Below are 20,272 nucleotides of genomic sequence, written 5' to 3' on the forward strand. Positions count from 1 at the left end.
GCACGCAAGGAATGATCCTCGCCGGCTGTGACGGCGACCGCACCTGGCGGCTCCAGGACTATCTCGCCCGCGGCGGCTACTCGGCGCTGAAGAAGATCATCGCCGACAAGACGTCCCAGGATACGATCATCGCCGAGCTGAAGACTTCGGTGCTGCGCGGCCGCGGCGGCGCGGGCTTCCCCACCGGCCTGAAGTGGAGCTTCATGCCACGCTCCTTCCCGGGCGACAAGTACCTCGCCTGCAACTCGGACGAGGGCGAGCCGGGGACCTTCAAGGATCGCGACATCCTGCGCTACAACCCGCACAGCGTCATCGAGGGGATGGCCATCGCGGCCTACGCGATGGGCGCGGCGCGCGGCTACAACTACATCCACGGCGAGATCTTCGAGGTCTATCAGCGTTTCGAAGAGGCGCTCGCCGAAGCGCGCGCCGCCGGCCTGATCGGCCAGAACATCCTCGGTTCGGAGTTCTCCTTCGAACTCTTCGCCCATCACGGCTACGGCGCCTACATCTGCGGCGAAGAGACCGCGCTGCTCGAATCGATCGAGGGCAAGAAGGGCCAGCCGCGCTTCAAGCCGCCGTTCCCGGCGAGCTACGGCCTGTACGGCAAGCCGACCACGATCAACAACACCGAGACTTTCGCTTCCGTTCCGTTCATCCTCAACATGGGCGGCGAGACTTTCCTCGAGCTCGGCAAGCCCAACAACGGCGGGATGAAGCTGTTCTCGATCTCGGGCCACGTCAATCGCCCGGGCAACTACGAGATCCCGCTCGGCACGCCGTTCGCCGAACTGCTCGAGATGGCCGGCGGGATGCGCGGCGGGCGCAAGCTGAAGGCGGTGATTCCCGGCGGTTCGTCGTCGCCGGTGCTGCCGGGCAGCGTGATGATGGACTGCACGATGGACTACGACTCGATCTCCAAGGCGGGATCGATGCTCGGCTCGGGCGCGGTGATCGTCATGGACGAGACCACCTGCATGGTGAAGGCGCTCGAGCGGCTGTCGTATTTCTATTTCGAGGAGTCCTGCGGCCAGTGCACGCCGTGCCGCGAGGGTACCGGCTGGCTGTACCGCGTCGTACATCGCATCGAGCACGGCCTCGGCCGCGCGGACGACCTCGATCTGCTCAATTCGGTCACCGGCAACATCATGGGCCGCACCATCTGCGCGCTCGGCGACGCCGCCTCGATGCCGGTGCAGAGCTTCATCAAGCACTTCGGTGCCGAGTTCGCATACCACATCGAAAACAAGAAATGCCTCGTGCCGCCCGAAGTGCAGCACGCCGGCAGCCAAATCTACGTGAGCCCCTCATGCTAGAGATCGAAATCGACGGCAAGCAGGTCCAGGTCAATGACGGCAGCACCGTGATGGATGCAGCCGTGGTGGCCGGGGCCTACATCCCGCACTTCTGCTATCACAAAAAGCTGTCCATCGCCGCCAGCTGCCGGATGTGCCTGGTCCAGGTCGAGAAGGCGCCCAAGCCGCTGCCCGCCTGTGCCACGCCGGTGACCAACGGCATGAAAGTGTGGACCCATTCGGAACAGGCGGTGAAGGCGCAGAAGGGGGTGATGGAATTCCTCCTCATCAACCACCCGCTCGACTGCCCGATCTGCGATCAGGGCGGCGAATGCCAGCTCCAGGATCTGGCCGTCGGCTACGGTTCTTCCGCTTCGCGCTATCAGGAAGAAAAGCGCGTCGTGTTCAACAAGAACCTCGGCGCCCTCGTCTCCACCGACATGACGCGCTGCATCAACTGCACGCGCTGCGTCCGCTTCACCACCGAAATCGCCGGCGAGATGGAAATGGGCCAGGCCTTCCGCGGCGAGCACGCGGAGATCATGCCCTTCATCGAACGCACGATCGACACCGAACTGTCGGGCAACATCATCGACCTCTGTCCGGTCGGCGCCCTGACCTCGAAGCCGTTCCGCTTCGCCGCACGCACCTGGGAGCTGTCGCGGCGCAAGTCGGTGAGCCCGCATGATTCGCTCGGCGCGAACCTGATCGTCCAGACCAAGCACGACGTGGTCAAACGCGTGCTGCCGCTGGAAAACGAAGAACTCAACGAATGCTGGCTGTCGGACAAGGACCGCTTCTCCTATGAAGCGCTCGTCAGCGAGCAGCGCCTGACCACGCCGATGATCAAGCAGGGTGGGCAGTGGAAGCCGGTCGACTGGCAGGCCGCACTCGAATTCGCTGCCACCGGGCTGCGCGGGATCGCCAAGGATCACGGCGCGGCCGCCCTCGGCGCGCTCGCCTCGCCGCACTCGACGGTTGAAGAGCTCTACCTGCTGCAGAAGCTGATGCGCGGACTGGGCTCGGGCAACGTCGATTTCCGCCTGCGCCAGGCCGATTTCCGCGCCGACGGCAAAAGGGCCGGAGTCCCCTGGCTGGGCATGCCGGTCGCCGGCGTCGCTGATCTCAACCGCCTGCTCGTGATCGGCAGCTTCCTGCGCAAGGATGCGCCGCTGCTCGCCCAGCGCGTGCGCCAGGCGGCGAAGAAGGGCTTGCACGTCAGCGCGATCGGCCCGAATGCCGAAGAGTGGTTGATTCCGGTCCGGAACCGGGCGCTGGTCGCGCCCTCGGCGATGGTCGCCACGCTCGCCCAGGTGGTGGTTGCGCTGGCGCGTGAAAAGGGGGCCGAAATCAGTCCCGCGCTGCTGGGCAAACTGCCCGACACGGTCGCCGCCGAAGCGCTGGCGATCGCGCAAAGCCTCGCCAGCGGACGCAAAGTCGCAGTGTGGCTGGGCAGCCTCGCCGCCCAGCACGGCCGTGCCAGCGAGCTGCAGATGCTCGCGCAGGAAATCGCCCGCCTTTGCGCCGGCAGCTTCGGCTTCATCGGCGAGGCCGCCAACAGCGTCGGCGGCTATCTTGCCGGTGCAGTGCCGGCCGCCGACGGCCTCGATGCTGCCGCGATGATCGCGCAGCCGCGCAAGGCCTATGTCGTGCTCGGCGCCGAACCGGACCTCGATTTCGCCAACCCGGCGGCGACGATCGGCGCGATGAGCTCCGCGCAGCTGGTGGTGGGGCTGTCGGCTTTCGATTCCCCCGCGCTGCGCGCAGTCGCCGATGTGCTGCTGCCGATCGCGCCCTTCACCGAAACTTCGGGCACCTTCGTCAACTGCGAAGGCCGCGCCCAGAGCTTCACCGCGGTGGCCCGCCCGCTGGGCGAGGTGCGCCCGGGCTGGAAAGTGCTGCGCGTGCTCGGCAACCTGCTGTCGCTCGAAGGCTTCGGCTACGACGATTCCGAAGCGGTTCGCGCCCAGGCCTTGCCGGCCGATCTCGCCGCGGCACTCGACAACGGCATCGAAGGCGTGGTGGTGTCCTCCGCCAGCGCGGCGGCGAACGCCCTCGAGCGCGTTGCCGACGTGCCGATCTATTTTGCCGATGCCCTCGTGCGTCGTGCTCCTTCGCTGCAGAAGACGCGCGATGCCGCTGCGCCGGTGGCGCGCATCGCACCGGCGACGCTTGCCGCGCTCGGACTTGCGGCCGGGCAGAAAATTCGAGTCGTCCAGGGAGGAGGGCGCGCGGAACTGACCGTTCAGTCGGACGCGGGCCTTGCCGCCGGCTGCGTGCGCGTCGCGGCGGCGCATCCCTCGACCGCTGCGCTCGGCGCGATGAGCGGTGAACTCAGCGTGGAGCGTGTCTGATGGAAGCGATGCTGCAACCTGTCGCCGAATTTTTCGGCCCTGCCTGGACTGCGGTGTGGACGCTGGCGAAGATCGTCGCGATCATCGCTCCGCTGATGATCTGCGTGGCCTATCTGACGCTTGCCGAGCGCAAGGTGATCGGCTACATGCAGGTCCGCATCGGCCCCAACCGCGTCGGGCCCAAGGGCCTGCTGCAGCCGATCGCCGACGGCATGAAGCTGCTGTTCAAGGAAATCATCGTCCCGAGCGGGGCCAACAAGGGCTTGTTCATCCTCGGCCCGATCCTCGCCATCGCGCCTTCGCTGGCGGCCTGGGCGGTGGTTCCCTTCGATGACGGCCTGGTGCTCGCCAACGTCAATGCCGGCCTGCTGTTCCTGCTCGCGATCACTTCGATGGAAGTCTATGGGGTGATCGTCGCCGGCTGGGCGTCGAACTCGAAATACCCCTTCCTCGGTGCGATGCGCGCTGCGGCGCAGATGGTGTCCTACGAAGTGTCGATGGGCTTCGCCCTGATCTGCGTGCTGCTGATCTCGGCCAGCCTGAACCTCACCGACATCGTCACTTCGCAGGGCCAGGGCCGCTTCCACGACATGGGCCTGTCCTTCCTGTCGTGGAACTGGCTGCCGCTGCTGCCGATGTTCGTGGTGTACGTGATCTCGGGCATCGCCGAGACCAACCGCGCCCCGTTCGACGTCGTCGAAGGCGAAGCCGAAGTCGTCGCCGGTCACATGGTCGAGTACTCGGGCATGACCTTCGCGCTGTTCTTCCTCGCCGAGTACGCGAACATGATCCTGGTGTCGATCCTGACCTCGATCCTGTTCCTCGGCGGCTGGCTGTCGCCGGTCGGCTTCCTGCCCGACGGCTTCCACTGGCTGGCGCTGAAGACCGCGTTCATCCTGCTGTTGTTCCTGTGGGCGCGTGCCACCTTCCCGCGCTTCCGCTACGACCACATCATGCGCTTGGGGTGGAAGGTGTTCATCCCGGTGACCCTGGTGTGGGTGTTTGTAGTGGCGGTGTGGATGATGTCGCCGCTGTCGATCTGGAGTTGAGAAGACCATGGGTGCCAAGGATTACATCGGCAGTCTGTTCCTGAAGGAACTCGTCAAGGGCATGGCCCTGACCGGACGGCATTTCTTCCAGCGCAAGATCACCGTCCAGTATCCGGAAGAAAAAACCCCGCAGAGCAACCGCTTCCGCGGCCTGCACGCGCTGCGCCGCTACCCGAACGGTGAAGAGCGCTGCATCGCGTGCAAGCTGTGCGAGGCGATCTGCCCGGCGATGGCGATCACGATAGAGTCCGAACAGCGCGAGGACGGTTCGCGCCGGACCACGCGCTACGACATCGACCTCACCAAGTGCATCTTCTGCGGCTTCTGCGAGGAAGCCTGTCCGGTCGATGCCATCGTCGAGACACGGGTGCTGGAATATCACGGCGAACGGCGTGGCGATCTCTACTACACCAAGCAGATGCTGCTGGCGGTAGGGGAGCGCAACGAGGCCCAGATCGCGGCCGACCGCGAGCAAGACGCAAAGTACCGCTAAGGGGAGGGCGCTGCGGCGCCATTCAGGAACATGGAATTCAAGACCTTCGTCTTCTACTTTCTCGCCGCGATCATGGTGCTCGCGGCGCTGAGGGTGATCACCGTCCGGAACCCGGTGCATGCCGCGCTGTTCCTGGTGCTGACCTTCTTCAACGCGGGCGGCCTGTGGCTGCTGCTGCAGGCCGAGTTTCTCGCCGTCACCCTGGTGATGGTCTATGTCGGCGCAGTGATGGTGCTGTTCCTGTTCGTGGTGATGATGCTCGACATCAATCTCGATCGTCTGCGCGAAGGCTTCTGGAGCTATCTGCCGGTCGGCGCGCTGGTCGGCATCCTGATGCTGATCGAGATGATCCTGGTGCTCGGCGGCCCGTACTTCGGCCTCGACGCGATGCCGGCTCCGCCCGCCGCGGCCGAGACCTACAGCAACACCCGCGAACTGGGCCGCGTGCTCTACACCGACTACGTCTATCCGTTCGAACTCGCCTCGCTGGTGCTGCTGGTGGCGATGGTCGCCGCGGTGGCGCTGACGCTGCGCAAGCGCAAGGGGCTGAAGTCCATCCCGCCGTCCGAGCAGGTCGCGGTGAAGCGCGAAGGCCGCGTCGAGCTGGTGAAGATGCAGGCCGAAAAACAAGACTGACGCAGCACGCGAACAAGAACCGCGCCGGTCATGCGCCGGCGCGATCAGGGAGTCACAGATGCTTTCGCTTTCCCATTTCCTCATCCTGGGCGCGATCCTGTTCGCGATCAGCGTGGTCGGGATCTTCCTCAACCGGAAGAACCTGATCGTGCTGCTGATGGCCATCGAGCTGATGCTGCTGTCGGTCAACATGAACTTCGTCGCCTTCTCGCACTATCTGGGCGACATCGCCGGCCAGGTTTTCGTTTTCTTCATCCTCACCGTCGCAGCGGCCGAGTCCGCGATCGGCCTGGCGATCCTGATCGTCATGTTCCGCAACATGCGCACGATCCATGTGGATGATCTGGACAGCCTCAAGGGTTAAGGAAGCGTCACGATGACGGACATGCAGACACTTTATCTTCTCGTGCCGCTGGCGCCGCTCGCCGGGGCGATTCTGGCCGGGTTGTTCGGCAAGACGATCGGGCGTGCCGGGGCGCACACCGTCACCATTCTGGGAGTGGCGATCGCCTTCGCCCTGTCGGTGCTGATCTATCAGGACGTAGCCGCGGGCAACACTTTCGACGGCACGCTCTACACCTGGATGGTCGCGGGCGACATCACCTTCGAAGTCGGTTTCCTGATCGACTCGCTGACCGTGATGATGATGCTGGTGGTGACCTTCGTGTCGCTGATGGTGCACATCTACACCATCGGCTACATGGCCGAAGACCCCGGCTACCAGCGCTTCTTCAGCTACATCTCGCTGTTCACCTTCTCGATGCTGATGCTGGTGATGTCCAACAACTTCCTCCAGCTGTTCTTCGGCTGGGAAGCGGTGGGCCTCGTCTCCTACCTCCTGATCGGTTTCTGGTACGACCGTCCGACGGCGATCTACGCCAACCTGAAGGCCTTCCTGGTCAACCGCGTCGGTGACTTCGGCTTTCTCCTCGGTATCGGCCTGATCGTCGCCTACACCGGCAGCCTGAACTACGCCGAAGTGTTCGCCCAGGCGCAGGAACTGTCGGTCACCGAGATGGCCGTCACCGGCTGGCCGCTGATCACCGCGATCTGCATCTGCCTGTTCATCGGCGCGATGGGCAAGTCCGCCCAGGTACCGCTGCACGTCTGGCTGCCCGACTCGATGGAAGGCCCGACCCCGATCTCGGCGCTGATCCACGCCGCGACCATGGTGACTGCGGGCATCTTCATGGTGGCGCGCATGTCGCCGCTGTTCGAACTGTCCGACGCGGCGCTCTCCTTCGTGCTCGTGATCGGTGCCACCACCGCGCTGTTCATGGGCTTTCTCGGCATCGTCCAGAACGACATCAAGCGCGTCGTCGCCTACTCGACGCTGTCCCAGCTCGGCTACATGACCGTGGCGCTGGGCGTGTCGGCCTACTCGGCGGCGGTGTTCCATCTGATGACCCATGCTTTCTTCAAGGCCTTGCTGTTCCTCGGTGCCGGATCGGTGATCATCGGCATGCACCACGACCAGGATATGCGCAACATGGGCGGATTGTGGAAGTACATGCCGGTCACCTGGCTCACTTCGCTGCTAGGCTCGCTCGCCCTGATCGGCTTCCCCTTCTTCGCCGGCTTCTACTCCAAGGACTCGATCATCGAGGCGGTGCACGCGTCGACCATCCCCGGTGCCGGCTATGCCCTGTTCTGCGTGCTGCTGGGCGTGTTCGTCACCGCGTTCTACTCGTTCCGCATGTATTTCCTGGTCTTCCACGGCAAGGAGCGCTTCGGCAACGGGCACGGGCATCATGACCATCACGGCGATCACGACGACGAGGAGCCTTCGGCCGACCATCACCACGGCCTCGCCCCGGGGCAGAAGCCGCACGAGTCGCCGTGGGTGGTCACGCTGCCGCTGGTCCTGCTCGCCATTCCCTCGGTGCTGATCGGCTTCTTCACTATCGAACCGATGCTGTTCGGCGACTGGTTCGCGGGCGTGATCTTCGTCGGCGACAACCACGCCGGCCTGAAAGAGCTCGAGGCGGCCTTCCACGGTCCGGTGGCGATGGCGCTGCACGGCCTGCAGACCGCGCCGTTCTGGCTGGCGATGGGCGGGGTCGTGCTGGCCTGGTTCTTCTATCTGGTCCGTCCGGGCATTCCGGCGGCGATCCAGCGCACCTTCAGGCCGATCCACAGCCTGCTCGAGAACAAGTACTTCTTCGACCGCTTCAACGAGATCGTCTTCGCCGGCGGCGCCCGCCTGCTCGGCAAGGGACTGTGGAAGGGGGGCGACCAGGGCCTGATCGACGGCATCGCGGTCAATGGCTCTGCGAAGCTGGTGGGCTGGGTGGCGCAGATGTCGCGTCTGTTCCAGACCGGCCACCTCTACCAGTACGCCTTCATGATGATCATCGGCGTGTTCGTGCTGCTCACCTACTGGTTCAACCGCGGCTGAGACCGGTGCACAGTGGGCACGCAGGGACGGAAACACATAACAAGATCGAACGCGCCATGCCTGGCGCACTGAACGGAAAGCAACGATGACGGACATTCCTCTCCTCAGTCTGGCGGTCTGGGTGCCGATTCTCGGTGGCCTGCTGGTGCTGGCCACCGGCTCGGATCGCAATGCCCCGCTGGCGCGGATGCTCGCCTTCGCGGTTGCGGTGGCTGGCTTTATCGTGACCATTCCGCTCTATACCGGCTTCGATGCCAGCACCAGCGCGATGCAGTTCACCGAGCTGATGCCCTGGGTGCCGCGCTTCAACATCAACTACCACCTCGGGGTCGATGGCCTGTCGGTGCTGTTCGTGATTCTCAACGCCTTCATCACCATCCTGGTGGTGATGGCGGGCTGGCAGGTCATCCAGGACAAGGTCGCGCAGTACATGGCCGCCTTCCTGATCATGTCGGGGCTGATGAACGGGATCTTCTCGGCGCTCGACGGCGTGCTGTTCTACGTCTTCTTCGAGGCCTCGCTGATTCCGCTGTACCTGATCATCGGCATCTGGGGCGGCGCCAACCGGGTCTACGCGGCGATCAAGTTCTTCCTCTATACGTTGCTCGGCTCGCTGCTGATGCTGATCGCGCTGCTCTACCTGTTCATGGAGTCCGGCGGCAGCTTCAGCATCCTCGACTGGCACCAGGTGCCGCTGGCAATCGAGCCGCAGGTGCTGATCTTCCTCGCCTTCCTGGTCGCGTTCGGGGTCAAGGTGCCGATGTGGCCGGTGCATACCTGGCTTCCCGATGCCCACGTCGAGGCGCCCACCGGCGGTTCGGTGGTGCTGGCGGCGATCGCGCTCAAGCTCGGCGCCTACGGCTTCCTGCGCTTCTCGCTGCCGATCGTGCCTGATGCCGCGCAGCAGCTCGCCCCCCTGGTGATCACCCTGTCGCTGATCGCAGTGGTGTACATCGGCTTCGTCGCCCTGGTGCAGGCCGACATGAAGAAGCTGGTGGCCTACTCGTCGATCTCGCACATGGGCTTCGTCACCCTGGGCTTCTTCATCTTCAACCCGCTCGGCATGGAAGGCGCGCTGGTGCAGATGATCTCGCACGGTTTCGTCTCGGGCGCGATGTTCCTGTGCATCGGCGTGCTCTACGACCGCATGCACTCGCGCCAGATCGCCGACTACGGTGGGGTGGTGCACACGATGCCGAAGTTCGCCGCGTTCTTCATGCTGTTCGCGATGGCCAACTCCGGCCTGCCGGCGACCTCGGGCTTCGTCGGTGAATTCATGGTCGTGCTCGGCGCGGTCCAGTTCAACTTCTGGATCGGCTTCACCGCCGCGATCACCCTGATCCTCGGCGCGGCCTATTCGCTGTGGATGTACAAGCGCGTCGTCTTCGGCAAGATCGCCAACAAGCACGTGGCCGAACTCACCGACATCAACGGTCGTGAATTCGCCTTCCTCGCGATCCTGGCGCTGTGCGTACTGGCGATGGGCTTGTACCCCTTCCCCTTCACCGAAGTGATGCACGCCTCGGTCAACGAACTCCTGCGGCATGTTGCCGTGAGCAAGCTCTGAGCGCGGCGCGCGTTCGAGAGACACTTAACGGACTGGTCAGAAGATGAATTTCGTCGTCCCCGACTTCTACCCCGCAGCGGCCGAAATCTTCGTCGCCGTGATGGCCCTGGTGATCATGCTGGCGAGCACCTTCGCGCGCGGCATCGCGCGCGGGCTCGCCTACCACCTTACCCAATTCACCCTGATCGCGGCGGCCTTGATCACCATCTTCACGATGGAAGGCGAGGTCGTCTATACCTTCAGCAACCTGTTCATCAGCGACCTGCTGGGCGACTTCCTGAAGCTGATGATCTTCTTCTCGACCGCGATCGCGCTGCTCTACGGCCGCGGCTATCTGACCGACCGCAAGATCGACAAGCCCGAGTACTACCTGCTCGCGCTGCTGATGACGCTGGGCATGATGGTGATGGTCACCGCCAACCACATGCTGCCGATGTACATCGGCCTCGAAATGATGTCGCTGGCGCTGTACACGATGGTCGCCTTCGACCGCGACTCCTCGCGTTCGACCGAAGCCGCGATGAAGTACTTCGTGCTCGGCGCGCTCGCCTCCGGCCTGCTCCTCTACGGCATGTCGATGGTCTATGGCGCGACCGGTACGCTGGAGTTCTCCGGCATCGCCCAGGCGATCTACGGCCAGTCGGCGAACCAGACCGTGCTGATGTTCGGCCTCGTCTTCCTCGTCGCCGGAATCTGCTTCAAGCTCGGCGTTGTGCCTTTCCACATGTGGGTGCCCGACGTCTATCAGGGGGCGCCGACCGCAGTCACCCTGGTGATCGCCACTGCGCCCAAGCTGGCGGCGTTCGCGATGGCGGTGCGCCTGCTGATCTGGGCCCTGTTCGACCTTGCCGAAGAGTGGCAGGTGATGCTGATGCTGGTCGCCGGGGCCTCCATCGTGCTCGGCAACTTGGCCGCGATCGCGCAGCAGAACATCAAGCGCATGCTCGCCTATTCGGGTATCTCGCACATGGGCTTCATGCTGCTGGGCCTGCTCGCCGGCGTCGTCGAAGGTGATCGTCACTTCGCCCTCAACGCCTACAGCTCGGCGATGTTCTACGCCGTGTCCTACGTGATCATGAGCCTGGCTTCGTTCGGCATGCTGATCCTGCTGTCGCGTGCCGGTTTCGAAGCCGAGAACATCGACGACTTCAAGGGCCTCAACAAGCGCAGCTCGTGGTACGCGCTGATGATGTTGTTCGTGATGTTCTCGATGGCCGGGGTGCCGTTCTTCATCGGCTTCTTCGCCAAGCTGTCGGTGCTGCAGGCGGTGGTCGCGGCCGGCTACCTGTGGCTGGCGGTGCTTGCGGTGGTGATGTCGGTGATCGGCGCTTTCTACTACCTGCGCGTGGTCAAGGTGATGTATTTCGACGAGCCGGTCGATGCCGCGCCGATTCGCGCTCCGGCCGAAGTGCGCGTGATGCTGTCGGCCAACGGCCTTGCGATCGCGGCTCTTGGGCTCGCGCCGCAGATGCTGATGTCGCTGTGCGCCTACGCGCTCCTGGGCTCGCTCTAAAACGCCGGACCGAGGTGGCGCCGGCGAGGCGCCCACCCGCCGACGGTCGGCGCCGGAGCTCGCCGGTGGCGCGGGGAGCGCGGCTCGGCTAGGATCGGAACATGAGTGCCCCTGACCTCGACGATCCCCTGCACGAGTACGAACTGGCCACCGAATGCGTGTTCGACGGTGCGCTGCTCCATGTCCGCCGCGACCGTGTTCGTCTGCCTGACGGTCGCGGTGGCGTGCGCGAGTATATCCGCCACCCCGGCGCCGTCGTCATCGTCGCCCTGTGCGACGACGGTACGCTGGTGTTCGAACGCCAGTACCGCTATCCGCTGCGCCGGGCCTTTCTCGAACTGCCCGCCGGCAAGATCGATGCGGGGGAGGAGCCTTTCGCCTGCGCCGTGCGCGAGTTGCGCGAGGAAACCGGCTACCGCGCTGCCCGCTGGCGCCATGTCGGAGTGATGCACCCCTGCATCGGTTACTCCGACGAGCGCATCGAGATCTTCTACGCCAGTGGCCTGGAGCAGGTCGGCCACGCCTGGGACGACGGCGAGTTCCTCGAAATACTCCATCTTCCGGCCGCCGATGTCGAAGCCCGGATCCATGCCGGCGAGATCACCGACGCCAAGACGATCACCGCTTTCTTTCGTGCCCTGCCGCTGATCCGCGGGGCGGAGTGACTACCGCCGCCGTGATTGGCGCCGTGCCTGCGCAAGCGGCAGCCGCGCGCGGCTGCCGCCAATAATCGAGATTCCAGGATGAATGCAAGCGCCCATTCCCCCGTCACCATCGCCGTCGCCCAGCTCAATCTCACCGTCGGCGACCTCGTCGGCAATGCCGACCGGATCATCGCCGCGATCGCCGAGGCGCGCGCTGCGGGCGCCGACATCGTGCTCACTCCCGAGCTCGCGCTCTCTGGCTATCCGCCCGAAGACCTGCTGTTGCGGCCCGACTTCTACCGCGCCTGCGCCCGCGAAGTGCAGCGCATCGCCGACGCCGCGCACGGCCTCACCGTGGTCCTCGGCCATCCGGCCGAGGCGGGCGGCTTGCGCTACAACACCGCTTCGGTGCTGCGCAGCCGCGGCGTGCTCGCGAGCTACCACAAGAACCTGTTGCCCAACTACGAAGTCTTCGACGAGGAACGCTACTTCGAAGCCGGTGCAGCGCCCTGCGTGTTCGAATGCAAGGGCGTGCGCTTCGGCATCAACATCTGCGCCGACGTCTGGGAGCCGAGGCCGGCACGGGCGGCGAAGGCGGCGGGAGCGCAGGTACTGCTCGCGCTCAACGCCTCGCCCTATCACATGAACAAGCAGGCGCTGCGCCTGCAGGTGCTGGGCGAGCGCGTGACCGAAACCCGGCTCCCGGTGCTGTACTGCAACATGGTCGGCGGCCAGGACGAGCTGGTTTTCGACGGCGCCTCCTTCGCCCTCGATGGCGATGGCTCCCTGGCCTACCAGGCGGGCACGTTCGCCGAAAGCCTCGACGTGCTGCGCTGGGAAGACGGACGTTGGCAGAGTACGGTGCGGATCGCGCCGCGCACGCTCGAAGCCGAAGTATACGAGGCGCTGAAAACCGGAGTGCGCGACTATCTGGGCAAGAACCGCTTCCCCTCGGCGATCATCGGCCTGTCCGGAGGAATCGACTCGGCCCTGACCCTGGCCGTCGCCGTCGATGCCCTGGGCGCGGAGCGGGTGCGTGCGGTGATGATGCCTTCGCCCTACACTGCGCAGATGAGCCTGGACGACTCGCGTGAAATGGTGCGCCGGCTCGGTGTGCGCTACGACGAAATTCCGATCGAGCCGGCGATGAAGGTGTTTGCCGAACTGCTTGCGCCGCAATTTGCCGGCCTGCCCGCCGACACCACCGAAGAAAACCTGCAGAGCCGTATCCGCGGCATGATCCTGATGGCGCTATCGAACAAGACCGGCGCGATCGTCCTCACCACCGGCAACAAGAGCGAAATGGCCACCGGCTACGCCACCCTCTACGGGGACATGGCCGGCGGCTTCGCGGTACTCAAGGATCTGTACAAGACCTTCGTGTTCCGCCTGTCGAACTGGCGCAACACGGTCGCCCCGGTGATCCCGCAGAACATCATCGACCGCCCGCCCTCGGCCGAGCTCAAGCCCGACCAGAAGGACCAGGACAGCCTGCCCCCCTACGAAGTGCTCGATGCGATCATCGAAGCCTACATGGAACGCGACGAATCCCCGCGCGAGATCATCGCCGCCGGCTACCCCGAGGCCGAGGTCCGGCGCACGGTGGCGATGCTCAAGCGCAACGAATACAAGCGCCGCCAATCCCCGGTCGGCATTCGCGTCACTCCGCGCGGCTTCGGCCGGGACTGGCGCTACCCGATCACGTCCCGCTACCAGGACGAGTTCTGAAACGAGTTCTGAAACATTCGACAAGGAGGAATGGGATGAAGAAGATCGAAGCGATCATCAAGCCGTTCAAGCTGGACGAGGTGCGTGAAGGCCTGTCCGAAGTGGGAATCACCGGCCTGACGGTGACCGAGGTGAAGGGCTTCGGCCGCCAGAAAGGGCATACCGAGCTGTATCGCGGCGCGGAGTACGTGGTCGATTTCCTGCCCAAGATCAAGGTCGAGCTCGTCCTCGCCGACGACATGGTCGATCCGGCCGTCGAGGCGATCATCAAGGCCGCGCATACCGGCAAGATCGGCGACGGCAAGATCTTCGTGATGGCGGTCGAGCAGGTGATCCGCATCCGCACCGGCGAAACCAACGAAGCCGCAATCTGATCCGCCGCTGCGAGCCGGCGCGCGAGTGCGGTGCCACCATTGCGGCGGCCGTCGTGGATGACGGCTGCCGACCAGGCTTGCCGCTGCGCCCACCGCCGTCCCTGTATCGCCCCGCTTTCAGGCCGGCTCGGGCCGGCGCGGTGCGGCATTCCGGGCGCGCAGCAGCACCAGCAAGGCGCCGCTGCCGCCTTCGTGCGGACCGGCCTGGCAGAAGGCGAGGATCTCCTCGCGCTGGGCCAGCCAGCCGCGCGAGAGCTGCTTGAGGATCGATTCCTTGCCCGGCGAACCGTGGCCCTTGCCGTGGATCACGCGGATGCAGCGCCTGCCCTGGCTGAGACTGTCGTGGAGGAAGTGGCCGAGCGCGGCGCGCGCTTCGTCACGGGTCAGCCCATGGAGGTCGATCTGGCCCTGCAGCACCCAGCGTCCGCGGCGCAGGTCGGTGAGCACGCGGCGGGGCAGGCCGGCGCGCAGGAACGCCGCCTCGTCGCCCATGTCGAGACGGTCCTCGAACGTGAGCGGCGCGATCAGCGATTCATCCAGCGCAGCCCGTTCGTCGGCGTCGTGCTTGACCGGTGCCGGGGCGGGCGCCGGGCGTTCCAGTTCGACCCGGTTGTCGTGGTCCAGCGGCCGGGCGTCGCCGACCACGAGGCGGAACAGCGCTGCCGGATCGCTTGCCTCGACATCGGTCGGCAGCACGATCGCATCCGGACGCTGGATGCGGGCGCCGCTCGCGGCAGAAGGGCTGCGGGCGTGGTGGCGGTGCGCCGTCTCCAGTTCCACCCGGCCGCAATCGCGCAGCGGCACGACGCCAGCGTAGGCGGCCCGCAACGGGTCGGATTCCGGGCGGCGAGGGGGCGGGGCGAGGTCGTCGTCGGCGCGGTCCCGGCGGCGCGGGACGGGGGCGGGGCGGGGCGGCTCGATCTCGGCCCGGTCGCCGCGGCGCAGCGGGCGGACCGCGCCGAGCGCCTGGCGGAACAAAGCCCGCTCGGCTTCGTCCACCGACGCCGCGCCGGGGCCGTCCGGCGCCTGGGCAGAATCGGCGCGTGCGCCGCCGGATGGCGCGGGAGGTGCCTTTTCCGGTGCGCGCCCGGCTCCCGTCGGCGGCGAGGCAGGCTGCGTCGCCGCCTCCTGCTGTTCCCGGAGCTGCCGACGCAGCGCGGCGAAAGGCCCGTCGCTGGCCTTGGCGCCGTCGTCGCGCCCGCGTCCGCCGGCTTTTGCCGATGGAGGGCTGCTGCGCGGGCGGCGGGCCATGGTGCGCTTCAGCCCAGGGCGTCGAGATAACGCTCGGCGTCGAGCGCGGCCATGCAGCCGGTTCCGGCCGACGTCACCGCCTGGCGGTAGGTGTGGTCCTGGACGTCGCCGGCGGCGAACACGCCCGCCACGCTGGTCTGGGTGGCGTTGCCGTGCCGTCCGCCCTGGGTGACGATGTAGCCGTTCTCCATTTCGAGCTGGCCTTCGAAGATGTCGGAGTTGGGCTTGTGCCCGATCGCGATGAACACGCCCTGCAAGGCCACCTCGCGGGTCGCGCCCGAGCCCACGTCCTTGATCCGCATCCCGGTGACGCCGGAGCTGTCGCCGAGGATCTCGTCGAGGGTGGCGTTGAGCGCGAGTTCGATCTTGCCGGCGGCGACCTTCTCCATCAGCTTGTCGATCATGATCTTCTCGGCGCGGAACTGTTCGCGGCGGTGCACCAGGGTGACCTTCTTCGCGATGTTGGCCAGATACAGCGCCTCCTCGACCGCAGTGTCGCCGCCACCGATCACGGCGACCTCCTGGTTACGGTAGAAGAAGCCGTCGCAGGTCGCGCAGGCCGAAACGCCGCGGCCGGCGAACTTTTCTTCCGAAGGCAGGCCGAGGTACTTGGCTGTGGCGCCGGTGGCGATGATCAGCGCATCGCAGGTGTATTCGCCCGAATCGCCGACCAGGCGGAAGGGCCTTTGGGCCAGTTCCACGGTGTGGATGTGATCGAAGATCATCTCGGTGTTGAAGCGCTCGGCATGCTTCTGGAAGCGCGCCATCAGCTCGGGCCCCTGCACGCCGTCGGCATCGGCCGGCCAGTTGTCCACATCGGTCGTGGTCATCAGCTGGCCGCCCTGGGCAAGACCGGTGACGAGCACGGGAGCAAGGTTGGCGCGTGCGGCATAGACCGCGGCGGTGTAGCCGGCCGGGCCGGAACCGAGGATCAGCAGGCGGGCGTGTTTGGTGGTCATGAAGGGCATTCCTGCGGGTTGCGAACGAAGGGCCGATTATAGCCGAGGGTGCAGTCCCGATCCCGCCGCGCCCGGCTGCGTTCAGATTTCGCCCAGGCGCTCGCGCAGCACGATGCCGTCGGCCCGCTCCTCGATCAGGCCCTGCTGGCCGAGATCCTTCATCACACGGCTGACCATCTCGCGCGAGGCGCCGATCATCTTGGCGATGTCCTGCTTGGACAGGCGGCGCACGAGCACGGTCTCGCCGCTGACGTCCTCGGCCAGCTCGATCAGCAGCCGCGCGACCCGGCCATAGACGTCCATCAGGGCGAGGCTCTCGATCTTGCGATCGGCATAGCGCAGGCGCTCGGCGAGGTTGCACATGATGCGCCACGAAACGTCGAAGCTGCCTTCCATGATGCGGCGGAAATCCTGTTTGGAGATCAGCACCAGGTCCGATGGCATGACCGCGACCACCGATGCCGAGCGCGGCTGCTCATCGAACATCGCCATCTCGCCGAAGAGCTCGCCCTGGCCCAGGATGGAGAGGATCACTTCACGTCCGTCTTCGTCGCTGACCACGACCTTGAGGCTGCCGGTCAGCACCAGGTAGACATAGTCGGGCCGGTCGCCGGCGATCAGCGCCGATTGCCCGCGCGCCACCCTGCGCATCATCGCCACCTGCGCCACGGCATCCAGCGCCTGGTCGGAAAGTCCGTGGAACAGCGGGAAGGTTTTCAGGGCGATGACGGAAACGGTGGCGATCCGGGGCATGGCGACTCCAGCGTTCGGTAGCGGATGGCGGGCGGTCGGCCCCGCGACGCGCAAGTGTAGTAGACGATTCCGCGGCGAGCCAGCGGCGATCGCACGACAGCCCCCCGGAGCGGCGCGCGGGGGCGGGCTCATACGTCCGCTCCGGCGCCGGTCATGCCGCCGCCTGCCGCCGCTGCGGCGTTTGTGAGCAGGCGCAACATCGCGGACGGCAGGGCTGGGCGATCCCGTATAATCCGGGCGTTGTTCCACTCCGGCCGCCTCTCCCCCTGTTCATGCTGCCCCGTCCGTCGTCCCGCTCCCAGCCCTTGCCGGAAAAGATCTCGCTGCTGCTGCAGGAGGCGCGCTGGTTGATCCTGGGCGTGATGTCGCTCTATGTCGGCCTCATCCTGCTGGGCTATTCCAAGAGCGATCCCGGCTGGTCGCACGCTTCCGACGCGGCACGGGTGGCGAACCCCGGTGGGCGTTTCGGCGCCTGGCTCGCGGACCTGCTGCTGTACCTGTTCGGCCTGTCTTCGTGGTGGTGGGTGGTGTTTCTCGGCTACAGCCTGGTGTGGGGATTCCGGCGGATCAAGAACCGCCTGGCGCTCGACCGGCGCTCCTTCATCTTTGTCCTGGTCGGCTTTCTGGTCGTGCTGCTGACCAGCAGCGCGCTCGAATTCCTGCGCTTCCATTCCCACGGCGCAACCGTCCCGCTGGCGCCGGGCGGACTGATCGGGATGGAGTTCGGCCAGCTCAGCCAGCGCTATTTCGGCTTCACCGGCGGCACTTTGCTGCTGCTGGCACTGCTCGCCTGCGGGCTGTCCCTGTTTACCGGGCTGTCGTGGATCGCCGTGGTCGAGCGTGTCGGGCTGGGGCTCGAGCAGTCGGTGATCGGTGCGCAGCAGGCTTGGCAGCGCTGGCAGGACCGGCGCATCGGCCGCCAGACGGCGCAAAAGCGCGAAGTCGTGCTCGAGAGCCGCCGCCGCAAGAGCGAAAAAACGCCGCCGACGCCGTTGCGCATCGAGCCGGCGGTGGCCACCGTGGCCAAATCCGAACGCCTCGAAAAAGAGCGCCAGCAGACCCTGTTCGCCGACGCCATCGACGGCGCGCTGCCGCCGGTCGGGTTGCTCGATCCAGCCAGCACGACGGCCGAGCCGCCCTCGCCCGAAGCGCTCGAATTCACTTCGCGCGTGATCGAGAACAAGCTCGCCGACTTCGGTGTGGAGGTCAAGGTGCTCGCCGCCTATCCCGGCCCGGTGATCACCCGCTATGAGGTCGAGCCCGCCACCGGCGTGAAGGGCAGTCAGGTGGTGAACCTGGCCAAGGATCTCGCCCGTGCGCTGTCGCTGGTGTCGATCCGGGTGGTCGAGACCGTGCCCGGCAAGTCGTGCATGGCGCTCGAGCTGCCCAATCCGAAGCGGCAGATGGTGCGCCTGTCCGAGATCGTTGGCTCCAAGGCCTACAACGACATGCACTCGCCGCTCACCGTGGTGCTGGGCAAGGACATCGGCGGCCAGCCGGTGGTCGCCGATCTGGCCAAGATGCCCCACCTGCTGGTGGCCGGCACCACCGGTTCGGGCAAATCGGTGGGGATCAACGCGATGATCCTGTCGCTGCTGTACAAGAGCGAGCCCGAGCGCGTGCGCCTGATCATGATCGACCCCAAGATGCTCGAGCTGTCGATCTACGAAGGCATCCCGCACCTGCTGGCACCGGTCGTCACCGACATGAAGCACGCCGCCAACGCGCTCAACTGGTGCGTGGCGGAAATGGACAAGCGCTACAAGCTGATGGCCGCGGTCGGGGTGCGCAACCTCGCCGGCTTCAACAAGGCGGTGAGCGAGGCGCGCAAGGCCGAGACCCCGCTCACCAACCCGTTCTCGATCAGCCCGGAAAACCCCGAACCGCTCGAACCGCTGCCCTACATCGTCGTCGTCGTCGACGAGCTTGCCGACATGATGATGGTGGTCGGCAAGAAGGTCGAAGAGCTGATCGCGCGCCTGGCGCAGAAGGCCCGCGCCGCCGGCATCCATCTGATCCTCGCCACCCAGCGCCCGTCGGTGGACGTCATCACCGGCTTGATCAAGGCCAACGTGCCCACCCGCATCGCGTTCCAGGTCTCGAGCAAGATCGACTCGCGCACCATCCTCGACCAGATGGGGGCGGAGACGCTGCTGGGGATGGGCGACATGCTCTACCTGGCGCCGGGTACCGGCCTGCCGGTGCGCGTGCACGGCGCCTTCGTTGCCGACGACGAGGTGCACAAGGTCGTCGAGCACCTGAAGAAGATCGGCCCGCCCGACTACGTCGAGGGCATCCTGGCGGCCGCCGAGGACGAGCTGGACGGGGCGCTCGGCGGCGGCGAGGGCGGCGAGGGCGAAGCCGATCCGCTCTACGACCAGGCGGTCGAAGTGGTGATCAGGACGCGCCGGCCGTCGATCTCGCTGGTGCAGCGCCACCTGCGCATCGGCTACAACCGCGCCGCGCGCCTGATCGAGCAGATGGAACGGGCGGGGCTGGTTTCGCCGATGGGAAGCAATGGCAATCGCGACGTGATCGTGCCGGCCAAGGAGAGCGAATGAAGTTTTTCAGTCCGCGCGCGGCGTCCGTGCTGCGCGCTGTAGCGGGGATGGCACTGGCGGCGGCGGCGAGCCTGGCCGTGGCCGCGGACGGCGTGGCCCAGCTGAAGGCGTTCGTTGCGCGCGCGCGCAGCGCCGAAGGTACGTTCGAGCAGACGGTCGTGGCGAAATCCGGGCGCAAGCCGCAGCAGGCCGCGGGCCGTTTCGTTTATGCGCGGCCGGGCCGCTTCCACTGGGAATACGACCGCCCGTATCGCCAGCTGCTGGTCGGCGACGGCCAGAACCTGTGGATCTGGGACCCCGACCTGAACCAGGTCACGGTGCGTGAAATCGGCGATGCGCTGGGCGCAACGCCCGCCGCCATCCTGTTCGGCAGCGGCGCGCTCGAAGACAGCTTCGAACTCTCCGATGGCGGCGAGCGCGACGGCCTGGCCTGGGTGGACGCCCGCCCGCTGCGCCCCGACAGCGGCTTCGAGTCGCTGCGCCTCGGCCTTGAGGGGGGCGAACTGCGCCAGATGGAAATGCACGACCCCTTCGGCCAGACCACGCGGATCCATTTCACCCGTCTGGAGCTCGATCCGGTGCTCGCTGGCGACCGTTTCCGCTTCACTCCGCCGGCCGGAGCGGACATCATCGGCACCGTGCCGGACCCGGCACGATGAGCGGAAACCGGCTTCGATACCTTTACTCGCTCTTCCCG

The 20,272-nt window shown here is 66.0% G+C and carries 17 protein-coding genes; 14 read left to right on the forward strand and 3 right to left on the reverse strand.

The features are described 5' to 3' along the window. The first annotated feature begins 11 nt into the window (after positions 1-11). The 12 genes from nuoF to MXC99_RS10000 all read left to right on the forward strand — a co-directional run bounded on the left by nuoF (position 12) and on the right by MXC99_RS10000 (position 14,051). Positions 12-1,316: an NADH-quinone oxidoreductase subunit NuoF gene (nuoF, locus tag MXC99_RS09945; protein ID WP_247725329.1), complete on the forward strand. Its 1,305-nt coding sequence runs from the start codon at positions 12-14 to the stop codon at positions 1,314-1,316. Further along, the gene (gene nuoG, locus MXC99_RS09950; RefSeq protein WP_247725298.1) at positions 1,310-3,649 is read left to right on the forward strand and encodes an NADH-quinone oxidoreductase subunit NuoG; all 2,340 of its coding nucleotides are present in this window, start codon (positions 1,310-1,312) and stop codon (positions 3,647-3,649) included. The genes nuoF and nuoG overlap by 7 nt, the downstream gene beginning before the upstream one ends. Further along, the gene (gene nuoH, locus MXC99_RS09955) at positions 3,649-4,698 is read left to right on the forward strand and encodes an NADH-quinone oxidoreductase subunit NuoH (protein WP_247725299.1); all 1,050 of its coding nucleotides are present in this window, start codon (positions 3,649-3,651) and stop codon (positions 4,696-4,698) included. The genes nuoG and nuoH overlap by 1 nt, the downstream gene beginning before the upstream one ends. A 7-nt stretch (positions 4,699-4,705) precedes the next feature. Further along, positions 4,706-5,191 (forward strand): NADH-quinone oxidoreductase subunit NuoI, encoded by a 486-nt coding sequence (gene nuoI, locus MXC99_RS09960; protein ID WP_107221002.1) that lies wholly within the window; start codon positions 4,706-4,708, stop codon positions 5,189-5,191. Positions 5,192-5,221: 30 nt separating this feature from the next. Next, a complete protein-coding gene (locus tag MXC99_RS09965; protein WP_107221003.1) occupies positions 5,222-5,827 on the forward strand; it encodes an NADH-quinone oxidoreductase subunit J in 606 nt (201 codons plus the stop codon). A 58-nt stretch (positions 5,828-5,885) separates the two neighbouring features. Beyond that, on the forward strand, positions 5,886-6,191 hold the full coding sequence (gene nuoK / locus MXC99_RS09970; RefSeq protein WP_004304479.1) for an NADH-quinone oxidoreductase subunit NuoK: 306 nt from the start codon (positions 5,886-5,888) through the stop codon (positions 6,189-6,191). 12 nt (positions 6,192-6,203) lie between these two features. Beyond that, positions 6,204-8,225 carry an NADH-quinone oxidoreductase subunit L gene (gene nuoL / locus MXC99_RS09975; RefSeq protein ID WP_247725300.1) on the forward strand — a complete coding sequence of 674 codons (2,022 nt, stop codon included), beginning with the start codon at positions 6,204-6,206 and terminating at the stop codon, positions 8,223-8,225. A gap of 85 nt (positions 8,226-8,310) precedes the next feature. After that, positions 8,311-9,792 carry an NADH-quinone oxidoreductase subunit M gene (locus MXC99_RS09980; RefSeq protein WP_247725301.1) on the forward strand — a complete coding sequence of 494 codons (1,482 nt, stop codon included), beginning with the start codon at positions 8,311-8,313 and terminating at the stop codon, positions 9,790-9,792. 43 nt (positions 9,793-9,835) lie between these two features. Further along, positions 9,836-11,305 carry an NADH-quinone oxidoreductase subunit NuoN gene (gene nuoN, locus MXC99_RS09985; RefSeq protein ID WP_247725302.1) on the forward strand — a complete coding sequence of 490 codons (1,470 nt, stop codon included), beginning with the start codon at positions 9,836-9,838 and terminating at the stop codon, positions 11,303-11,305. Between the two features lie 101 nt (positions 11,306-11,406). Beyond that, a complete protein-coding gene (locus MXC99_RS09990) occupies positions 11,407-11,970 on the forward strand; it encodes an NUDIX domain-containing protein (RefSeq protein ID WP_247725303.1) in 564 nt (187 codons plus the stop codon). 78 nt (positions 11,971-12,048) lie between these two features. Beyond that, complete coding sequence (locus tag MXC99_RS09995; RefSeq protein WP_247725304.1) at positions 12,049-13,677, forward strand: NAD+ synthase; 1,629 nt, start codon at positions 12,049-12,051, stop codon at positions 13,675-13,677. Between the two features lie 35 nt (positions 13,678-13,712). Continuing rightward, positions 13,713-14,051 carry a P-II family nitrogen regulator gene (locus MXC99_RS10000; RefSeq protein ID WP_107221009.1) on the forward strand — a complete coding sequence of 113 codons (339 nt, stop codon included), beginning with the start codon at positions 13,713-13,715 and terminating at the stop codon, positions 14,049-14,051. Between the two features lie 117 nt (positions 14,052-14,168). Here MXC99_RS10000 and MXC99_RS10005 read toward each other — a convergent pair whose 3' ends face one another. The 3 genes from MXC99_RS10005 to MXC99_RS10015 form a co-directional block, all read right to left on the reverse strand. Further along, positions 14,169-15,302, reverse strand: a complete 1,134-nt coding sequence (locus MXC99_RS10005; RefSeq protein WP_247725305.1) for a Smr/MutS family protein — start codon at positions 15,300-15,302, stop codon at positions 14,169-14,171. 8 nt (positions 15,303-15,310) lie between these two features. Further along, positions 15,311-16,261, reverse strand: a complete 951-nt coding sequence (gene trxB / locus MXC99_RS10010) for a thioredoxin-disulfide reductase (RefSeq protein WP_247725306.1) — start codon at positions 16,259-16,261, stop codon at positions 15,311-15,313. Between the two features lie 81 nt (positions 16,262-16,342). Next, positions 16,343-17,014, reverse strand: coding sequence for a Crp/Fnr family transcriptional regulator (locus tag MXC99_RS10015; protein WP_247725307.1), 672 nt, complete (start codon positions 17,012-17,014; stop codon positions 16,343-16,345). 272 nt (positions 17,015-17,286) lie between these two features. Here MXC99_RS10015 and MXC99_RS10020 point away from each other — a divergent pair, with 272 nt between their 5' ends. Both MXC99_RS10020 and lolA read left to right on the forward strand, forming a co-directional pair. Then, complete coding sequence (locus MXC99_RS10020) at positions 17,287-19,575, forward strand: DNA translocase FtsK (RefSeq protein ID WP_247725308.1); 2,289 nt, start codon at positions 17,287-17,289, stop codon at positions 19,573-19,575. After that, the gene (lolA, locus tag MXC99_RS10025) at positions 19,572-20,234 is read left to right on the forward strand and encodes an outer membrane lipoprotein chaperone LolA (RefSeq protein WP_247725309.1); all 663 of its coding nucleotides are present in this window, start codon (positions 19,572-19,574) and stop codon (positions 20,232-20,234) included. The genes MXC99_RS10020 and lolA overlap by 4 nt, the downstream gene beginning before the upstream one ends. Positions 20,235-20,272 lie beyond the last annotated feature (38 nt).

Origin of the sequence: Thauera aromatica, from assembly GCF_023093595.1 — a bacterium.
GTDB classification, from domain to species: domain Bacteria; phylum Pseudomonadota; class Gammaproteobacteria; order Burkholderiales; family Rhodocyclaceae; genus Thauera; species Thauera aromatica_A.